Source organism: Vibrio sp. 05-20-BW147 (assembly GCF_013369385.1).
GTDB classification, from domain to species: Bacteria; Pseudomonadota; Gammaproteobacteria; order Enterobacterales; family Vibrionaceae; genus Vibrio; species Vibrio floridensis.
Map to the genome: position 1 here is coordinate 1 of NZ_SZTO01000033.1, position 9090 is coordinate 9090.

General features: G+C 45.4%; 6 protein-coding genes and 3 pseudogenes. 8 read left to right on the plus strand and 1 reads right to left on the minus strand.

Annotated elements, in window-relative coordinates:
• From FC652_RS19010 to FC652_RS20860, 8 genes and pseudogenes are all read left to right on the plus strand, one after another.
• A pseudogene (locus FC652_RS19010) lies at positions 1-143 on the plus strand (ISAs1 family transposase); the annotation flags it as partial.
• A 91-nt stretch (positions 144-234) separates the two neighbouring features.
• Positions 235-2070, plus strand: a complete 1836-nt coding sequence (gene tssI / locus FC652_RS19015; RefSeq protein WP_080539247.1) for a type VI secretion system tip protein VgrG — start codon at positions 235-237, stop codon at positions 2068-2070.
• 9 nt (positions 2071-2079) lie between these two features.
• On the plus strand, positions 2080-2370 hold the full coding sequence (locus FC652_RS19020; protein ID WP_011081381.1) for a PAAR domain-containing protein: 291 nt from the start codon (positions 2080-2082) through the stop codon (positions 2368-2370).
• Positions 2371-3279 carry an NAD/NADP transhydrogenase subunit beta gene (locus tag FC652_RS19025; protein WP_176299785.1) on the plus strand — a complete coding sequence of 303 codons (909 nt, stop codon included), beginning with the start codon at positions 2371-2373 and terminating at the stop codon, positions 3277-3279.
• On the plus strand, positions 3280-7626 hold the full coding sequence (locus FC652_RS19030) for an RHS repeat-associated core domain-containing protein (protein ID WP_255199193.1): 4347 nt from the start codon (positions 3280-3282) through the stop codon (positions 7624-7626). It abuts the gene before it with no gap.
• A gap of 13 nt (positions 7627-7639) precedes the next feature.
• Positions 7640-8068, plus strand: a complete 429-nt coding sequence (locus tag FC652_RS19035) for a hypothetical protein (RefSeq protein WP_072615634.1) — start codon at positions 7640-7642, stop codon at positions 8066-8068.
• Between the two features lie 159 nt (positions 8069-8227).
• Positions 8228-8620, plus strand: a pseudogene (locus FC652_RS19040) (RHS repeat domain-containing protein); the annotation flags it as partial.
• A 121-nt stretch (positions 8621-8741) separates the two neighbouring features.
• Entirely contained in the window at positions 8742-8954 is a 213-nt protein-coding gene (locus FC652_RS20860; protein WP_176299786.1) for a nucleotidyltransferase domain-containing protein, read from the plus strand.
• On the opposite strand, the pseudogene FC652_RS19050 reads toward FC652_RS20860, so the two are convergent.
• Positions 8949-9090, minus strand: a pseudogene (locus tag FC652_RS19050) (ISAs1 family transposase); the annotation flags it as partial. The gene FC652_RS20860 and the pseudogene FC652_RS19050 overlap by 6 nt on opposite strands.

The following is a 9090-nucleotide window of genomic DNA, read 5'->3' on the forward strand; positions in this document are numbered from 1 at the left end:
CTGTTGAAAACATCGCGTTGTTTAGACGTTTTGTCATGAATATGCTCAAGCAATGCGACTGTGGTGCTCCGAGCCAAAAAGTGAAGATGAAGAAAGCGGGTTGGAACGATGATTATAGGGCAAGAGTCTTCTTGGGGTTATAAATCCACCAAAGTATGCTCCCGCCCTGAACAAATGTAAATCATTTGGAGGGTTCGAAAGTGCCCTCCTTATTTGTTTATAAAGAAGTTTGTAATGAAAAAAGCGACTCAAGATAATAAATTTATAAATATTTCCACGCCTTATGGGAAAGATGCGATTATTCTCAATTCTTTTGAATATAGAGAAGAAATGTCAGAGCTATTTTCATTGCGAGTTTATGCTTATTTTAATGGTCAAAAAGGCGAACTGAATCAAATCGTGGGTCAGCCAGTTATTATCAAAATGGATAATAATAGCCAAGTCATGTTGGAACCGAGATACTTCCATGGGTTTGTTGCAAAGGCAACACTAGCAGGAAGCCGAGTGACCAAATTTGAAGATGGTGAAAATTACAAAAACATTGAGCTTGTTGTTGTGCCAAAATTGAATTTTGCGGACTACAAAATCAACAGCCGAATCTTTCAAAATAAAGATATAAAAGAAATCATTTCATTAATTCTTGGTGAGCATGGCGTCGACTTTTCTTTTTCTCTGACCAAAAGCTATGCCAAGTATAACTACAAAGTTCAGTACGAAGAATCGGATCTACAGTTTGTTAAAAGACTCTTATCTGAGGAAGGGCTGTCGTTCTGTTTCAGCCATACTAAATCTTCACATGTGATCGAGATATTTGATGATGCCAGCTATTACAAGCCAGGTGCTGAATTTTTAATTGATTTCAATTCAGGTACCGCAGAGTTGGGTCATATCTCTTCGTGGCATGAAGCTCAATCGATGGTGATCACGCGCAGTCACAAAAGTGGCTATGATATGAAAAAGCCAGCTTCACATCCTAACAATACGGCAAAAGGGAGCGAATCCTTATTTACCGTTCCGAGTAGCGAGCATTATGAATATCTGGGTGAAGCGGAGTCGGGTGATCAGTACAAAACGAGAAATACCCACACGATCGAATCATTACAGCAAAACGCATACGTTTGTTCTGGAGAGTCGAGTTGCCGCTCCTTTGCGGTCGGCAGAAGTTTCAAATTTGGTAAGCATGAAGACCCTAGCCGAATCGGCAAAGAGTTCGTGCTCTCATCGATTGTTATCAACGCAGCTGTTTTCAACCAAGTAGGTCATGGTGGCCCTTCAAATCAAGGTGTTAGGAGTTATTTTACCTGCATTGAGTCAGGGAAAGTGCATCGTCCGGCGGTTAACTTTGTGAGGCCAGTTATTCGCGGAATCCAAACTGCGGTTGTGACAGGTAATAAGCAAGGTGAAATCTACGTCGACAAATATGGGCGGATAAAAGTTCAATTTCACTGGGATCGTGAAGGTAAGTTTGATACGACGAGTTCGTGCTGGATACGTGTCGCACAACAAATTGCAGGGAATGGCTGGGGAAGCTCATTTCTGCCACGAGTAGGGCAAGAGGTCATCGTTGAATTTATCAATGGGGATCCGGATCAGCCAGTGGTGACAGGGTCGCTTTACAATGGGACGCAAGCGCCACCTTTTTCGTTGCCAGAGAAGAAAACCCAAAGTGGTTACCGTAGCCAGTCTGTAGAAAAAGGGGCGAGTAACTTCAACGAATTACGCTTTGAAGATAAACCGGGTGAGGAACATGTCTATCTTCATGCGGAAAAGAACTTCCAAATGGTCGTCGAAGATTCCGCTGATGTCCTAGTTGAAAACAATAAGACCCAGAAAATTACCAACAACCTAACGGAGGAGGTTGGACAAAACGTCTCTGGGAAGATTGGGAAAAACTATTCACTCGATATTGGCGAAGTCCTTTCTCTGACCGCAGGCAAAAGCATTGAAATTAAAGTGGGCGGTGCTTCGATTCAGATGTCGAGTTCGGGGGAGATCAATATTAAGGGCAACAAAATAGCCATTAATGGTGCCTCGATTGCCTTAAAAGCTGGCCAGATTTCACTGAACTAGGAAGAACACATGGGTAAACCTGCATCTGTCATTGGTTGTTTTCACGTCTGTCCGAAAAAGACAGGGAAGATTCCCCATGTTGGAGGCCCTGTCGTCACGGGCTCGCCGAATGTGAAAATAGGAGGTATACCTGCCGCGAGAGAAGGAGACAAGCTGATATGCGTTGGTCCTCCCGACAGTATTTCAAGCGGTTCATCGTCAGTAAAAATTAACGGCAAGCCAGCCGCTCGGATGGGTGATAGCACTTCTCACGGTGGCAAAATATTGGTTGGCGTACCTACCGTGTTGATTGGAGATTAGATGGCGCTCGAACTTAATCCACACGCTGTTTATGTTGGTTCTCACAATCTGGCGACTCAAGATAATTTAGGAACGATTGAGCCACCTCAATGGTGCGATGATCTGTTTTATTCTGGAAATAGCTATAAAACATTCGCACATCAATCAGCGTCTCTATTGGTTCGTTTGGAGGAGCTGATTGCACATTATTCAGTAGACATTTCTAGGATCCCAACACAAGCGACGATTTTCTTCTTGCTGCCTGAACTAGCGACACAAAATGAGGTACTGAAGCTGGTGAAGAAACTCAACGAGGTACTGGGTGACACGCCTAGCGGTCAGCGTTCTATATTTTGTTACCCCTATGGGAATGCCTCTTTTTTGGTTGCCTTCGAGCGCGTCATGCATTGTCTTGAGCGCCATGAGTGCTGGGTGTTGTCCGTGGATACTTCGTCTCTATTTTGTGTAGGCAGTGAATATCAACTTTTTGAAGACATAAAAACTGACTCATTACTCTTGGTGCATATTGCACGCTCTACATACGGTCTAGAACCATCGAAAGTTCAGTTTGACCGTTATTCCAGCCACTATGAAAGTGGCATTCCCAGAGTGATGGCGTCGTTGTCTCAAATGTGTCAAAGAGAATTAACGGAACTCATGTTACCTCTAGACGGTGCTGATATGCCTATTTGGCATTCCCAGCTACACCGTTTTTCGCCTTGGGTAACAGAAAACACAGGCTATTTGTTCTCCAGCACATTGGTGGGGCAACTCGGTGCTGGAACCGGGTTATATAAGGCGCTTCATGCCTATCAAAAACAGTTGCAAGATCCACATAAACCCTTTCATGTCTTACAGATTGATGCTGAAGGACAGGGGTTAGCCGTGGGTATTTTGTATCGTTGGAGCAGTCGTTCGGAAGATAAGTAAATGAATGGACAACGGATAGTCAAAATCTCTGCCTACGATGGATCGTTACACTATTTCTCAGACCAGCCAATCGCCGAAGGGAAGACACTGCACTTCCCGACAGAGCTGGTTGCTCAACAGTTTGTCGAAAAATTTAAGCTTGCTTCGTTAGAAGACATCGCCGAGGTAAGCGGTTGGTTGGGAGATAATATACCCCAAAGTCCCTTTCGCGATGAAAAAGTCTTCGAAGATTACGTTGCGTCACTGAGTGCGGCACTGGCAGCAAGAAGGCTGCATGTCGTTCAGTTTGAAAGCGTGACGCCAGCATCATTAAAACCAACGATTTTAACACCACCACCTCAAAACCAAGCGTCAAAACCCGCGTCAGATGGGAAAACAGAGAGCCAAACAAGTGATGATAAAACTTGCGACGAAGCGCAAGCCGAAAGCAGTAAACATCATGAAAAAGCCGGCGACCCGGTTTCTATGGTGACGGGTGAAGAAATCCTAACACTGTGTGACTTAACACTTCACCATCGATTGAGTTTTTCTCGCACCTATCGTTCCTCGTTTTGTCTTTTAGACACTGGCTTAGGGCATGGTTGGCGACATTGTTTCGACTATCAAATCCACGAAGTACACTCTGAAAAAGGAAAGCTAACGGGTTGGCATTTTTGCGATGAGATGGGCGACGTCATTTCGTTTCCTGTCGTGAACCAAGGTGCGGTGAGTTACCAAACTTACGTAGGAGCAAGTTGCTTCCATCACGAAAATGGTTATTTGCTGGTCACGTTAGCGAATGGTACCCAGTACAAGTTTGAACGGAAGAATGAAACTTGGTTAATTAAACAAATCAGAACGACAGCCATTGATCTAATTGATCTGGATTATTCCTCAAAACAGCGTTTGGTCGGCATTCGCTATAACAAACAGCACTGCGCAGAGCTTCAATATGATCGAAGAGGCCATCTGGTTGAAGTCCGGCTCCCCGATTCCGGGAAGGTGCTGGCGAGCTATCAATATGACGCGCAAGACAATTTAACGGCGGCAACCAATCAGCATGGTCAAACAGAAAGCTACTTCTACTCAGAGAGTCATTTGCTCAAAAGAAGGCAGCGTCAGTCGGGATTTAGTCACTATTTTGAGTGGTCAGCAGAAGGGCCGGAAGCCAAATGTCTTCGTAATTATGGCGATGACGGCACTTACGATTATCAATTTCACTACCAAGATGAAACGTCTAGTTATCGCGATACCTTGGGGCATCAATGGTCATTTGAACACAATGCCCATGGCAAACTAAGCTCAAAACGCAGCCCTGAAGGGCGTGAGTGGCGCTGGGAATACGATAACAACGGCCGACTCGTGCGCGCGATACAACCCAGCGGTGAGACGGTGTGCTACCAATACAATGCGTATGGTCAGAAAACAAAAGAGCGTCATTCCAGTGGAGCCACAACAGGTTATCAATACAACGCACTAGGTCAGCAAACGGCGATTCGTTATCCAAACGGCTCATTAGAGCAACGCCAGTACAATATATTAGGTTTACTGACGGCTTTGAGCGATTCAAGCGGTAAGCGGACAGATTGTCGTTATGACAAGTTTGGCCGTCTGATCGAAAGTAAAGCATCGGATGGTGAAAGCCATCAATGGTGGTGGAATGATGCCCATCAGATGATCGCTCATCAAGCCAATCAAACATTGCTACGTTACAGTTACAACCAAGAACATCGGCTCGATGGCATTGCATTTCCCAACGGAATGGTGACCGCATTTGAGCATGATACCAATGGCCATCTGACCAAAACCTTTACCTACAGTGAAGAGGATGACTTACAGCATGAAGTGCGTTACCGGTATGACGAATGCGGCCGAGTAACACACCTTATTACCCCTGCAGGAACGAGTACGATTGAGTGGGGCTTGCTGGCACAGCCGAATGCAATCATCTGCCCCGATGGTGGAGAGCTTGCTTTTCGTTATGATGGAGAAAGGAACCTCGTTGGAATTTCTCGCAGCGATGCATGTGATTTTCTGTTTACGCTGTCGCCAGACGACTATGTCACTGAAACGCAGAATTTTGATGGTGTCACTACTCAGTATCACTATGATTTAGCCGGAAGACTCTCCCGCTTAGAAAGTTGCGAACGTCAAGTTGTCTTTTCCTATGATGCTGAAGGCAATCTTTGTCTGGTCAAGGCGGGGGCGACGCATGGTGTGTCGGAAAACCGATACCAGTTTAGTCACGGGTCGCAACTGCGTTTGGCAACCAACCAAGCGTGCACTATTCAGTACCAATACTCGTCTGGTGGTCAGCTATCTCAACAAATTCAGGGGCAGCACAGGATTGGTTATCACCATAACGCATCAGGGCAACTTAGCCAGTTGCTTCTAGCAGATGGTAGCCAAGTGAACTATGCGTATACCGCGTACGGTCAATTAGCGGCAATTTCAATAGGTGAGAAGCCGCCTTGTGTGCATTTTGACTATGACTCCATGGGGCGAATCTGCTCGGTTTACTATGGGCAAGAGCAAGAACAGAAACGGTTTGATGGTATTGGCCGACTTTCTCAACAACAGTGGAACAACCGAAGCAGGAAATACCATTATGATACCGCTCACCAGCTCGCCATTATCATCGACAGTGTACAAGGGGCGTCACATTACCAATACGACAGCCTAGGTCAGCTCACTCGCGCCAAAAACGCACATCAGGAAGAAACCTACCGATTCGATAGTTTTGGCAATCCAAGTGAAGCGGATTGTCTGCTAATGGGTGACAGATTGGTGGAACACAACGGTTGGCGCTTCCAGTATGACGCTCATGGCAATCAGATTTGTGCAGAGGGCGAGGGGAACGCGCAGTATCGATGCTTCAACGCACTCAATCAGCTCGTACAAGTTGACAGTGATGGGGTACTTTCTCATTTTGAATACGATGCGCTGGGGCGTCGTAGTCGCAAAGTGACAGAAAGTGGCACCACTGAGTTTATCTGGCAGGGGAGCCAGTTAATTGGTGAGTATCACAACGGAAAGTACCGTTGGTATTTTTATTTGCCCAATAGTCACACGCCAATCATGCTAGTGGAAGATGAGCAATGCTACTTCTACCAATGTGACCAAATTGGCACACCTTTGGCTCTGGTGGATGAACAAGGCTCGGTTGTTTGGCAAGCCCGTCACGACACATACGGACGTGCGTACATTGAGGTGGAGAGCGTTGGCAACCCGCTCCGTTTTCAAGGGCAATATCACGATGTGGAAACAGGGCTACACTACAACCTTGCCCGTTATTACGACCCAAGAACAGGGCGCTTTATTCAGCCAGACCCGATTGGGCTGTTAGGCGGCATAAACCATTATCAATATGCTCCCAATCCGATGATGTGGGTAGACCCGCATGGCTTATGTGCCAAAGAGGACGCTCCTGCAATAAATGCCGGCGTGAACGATACCCAACCGCAACAGCCAATGTTTTACGCGATGGGCTCAGGCAATTACACCAGTGCGGTGAAAACAGCCAGCCCGACTTATCAGTTACATGCCATAGCGCCAGACGCTGTTCAGCAAGTCGGCATTGATTATGCGTTGGGTGCGACAGAAATGCTGGCGGCAGGTGCTTACAACACAGCCGTTGACGCGGTGGCTGGCTTAGCTGGGTTAGCGCAACTCGCATTTGGTGATTTAGAGCAATCTTCTGCGCTCATTCAATCGATTCAAGAGAAATATAGCTATGTTCCGCAGTCTCGGGGCGCACATCAAATTATTAACAACGTATCTGGATATGTTGAAGCCTATGCAGATACAATGGAAGGGCTTGGGAGTGCAACACTAGAACATACAGGTTCCCCCTTGGCGGCAACACTCGTGCAGTTAGCCCCAGAAATAGTGATGACCGCATGGGGCGGTAGAGTTGCTATGAAGTCTGTGGGGAAAGGGGTAGTTCCAGATAGTAAGTTAACCCCATCAGAGTTTGCTCGAAGTCTTCAAGGAGCTGGTGATTATCCGGGCAAAGACAGTTATAGAGATATTATTCTTAAGAAAGGGAAGATTATCTACGGTGGAACACCTGGCCAATCCGAGTTTTATACTACGGTTAGTGCGTTAAAACGTGCTGATTATAGTTCTGAGAAATTATTTAATGGTGTTCAGGTAGCACCAGGAGATCCTGCTAGAATTCCTGTTCACCCTATAACAGGTTTGTACCGACCCGGAGTCAGTGCGTACGAAGTCGTTGATGATGTACCGGCAGCATTTGGTAGGACGCTAGCAAATCCTCAACATGGCTCAGGAGGTCTGCCACAGATAGTTATTGAGAACTATAAAGCTTACCTGAAGCCACTATACTCTATCCCATTGAATAAATAGGTTTAATTAGATTATGAATATGCTCTCAGAAGGAAAGATTAAAGCAGATGTTTGGAGCTTTGAGTTTACTAAAGATACAAGTGAGAGAGATTTTTTGTCATCAGAGCTCAAAAGTGATATTTACAAACTGGTTCATAATGGTGACTACAGATCATATTACACTCCTCCCTATGAAATATGTGGAAAGAAGTTTGTCTTTAGAGTCTATTTCGAGTCAGGTTCTTTAGTATCTATAACTTTAAGTCCTAATAATAGAGAGCCTTCTTGGGATAATGTAGAAAATGGAGAGCTATTTAAAGATAAGGCTAAGAATGACACATGGTTGAAAAATTGTTTTTCACTTACTGCGCCAGCCAGTTTTACTTGGGGGACCATAGAATCAACTCTAGACAAGAGGGCCGGTACGGCAACAATCGTCTTGCGCTATAAAAGGATGTTCTAAATAAGCAACATTACTTGACTATTTCACATCAATGTGAAGATAGACCTAGATAACTTCAGACTATGCTATACGCACTTTCCAGTCGACTAGACGCCAGATAATGCAGTAACGAGGTCTGAAGGTGTTTTTGAGCCAGGAATGCTATTTGATCGATTCGGTGGGGTACTTTCTCATTTTGAATACGATGCGCTGGGGCCTCGTAGTCGAAAAGTGACAGAAACTGGCACCACCGAGTTTATCTGGCAGGGGAGCCAGTTAATTGGTGAGTATCACAACGGAAAGTACCGTTGGTATTTTTATTTGCCCAATAGTCACACGCCAATCATGCTAGTGGAAGATGAGCAATGCTACTTCTACCAATGTGACCAAATTGGCACACCTTTGGCTCTGGTGGATGAGCAAGGCTCGCTTGTTTGGCAAGCACGCTACGACACATACGGACGTGCGCGCATTGAGGTGGAGAGCGCTGGCAACCCGCTCCGTTTTCAAGGGCAATATCACGATGTGGAAACAGGGCTTCACTACAACTTTGCCCGTTATTACGACCCTAGAACCAACATTAAGAACTTCTGGTATTACAGAGCAGTCTGCGTTTTTATCAAAACATGTACCTGATTTAACAACTGAACAAGCTACTCTGATTTTAGAACAGGGGCTAAAAAGAGATTCAACGGTGGTATTTGGTGGAAGTCGAATAAGAGGAGATTTCAGTAAAGGCAGCGATATTGATGTTGGTTTTGGTAGTTTATCAGAGAAACAAGCTCAAAGAATTATCAAAAACATCAATAAAACGACAGCCGACAACCCCCATTTCTTAAAAATGGAAGAGTTGACGATTGTTCCCGGTAAAAGTACAGGGCGGGAGCATACTTTGGTGGATTTATAACCCCAAGAAGACTCTTGCCCTATAATCATCGTTCCAACCCGCTTTCTTCATCTTCACTTTTTGGCTCGGAGCACCACAGTCGCATTGCTTGAGCATATTCATGACAAAACGTCTAAACAACGCGATGTTTTCAACA

What these genes read in the sequence shown, in the direction of transcription:
- FC652_RS19025 (WP_176299785.1), top strand. Translation starts at nt 2,371, where the DNA reads ATGGCGCTCGAACTTAATCCACACGCTGTTTATGTTGGTTCTCACAAT.
- FC652_RS19035 (WP_072615634.1), top strand. Translation starts at nt 7,640, where the DNA reads ATGAATATGCTCTCAGAAGGAAAGATTAAAGCAGATGTTTGGAGCTTT.
- FC652_RS19020 (WP_011081381.1), top strand. Translation starts at nt 2,080, where the DNA reads ATGGGTAAACCTGCATCTGTCATTGGTTGTTTTCACGTCTGTCCGAAA.
- tssI (WP_080539247.1), top strand. Translation starts at nt 235, where the DNA reads ATGAAAAAAGCGACTCAAGATAATAAATTTATAAATATTTCCACGCCT.
- FC652_RS19030 (WP_255199193.1), top strand. Translation starts at nt 3,280, where the DNA reads ATGAATGGACAACGGATAGTCAAAATCTCTGCCTACGATGGATCGTTA.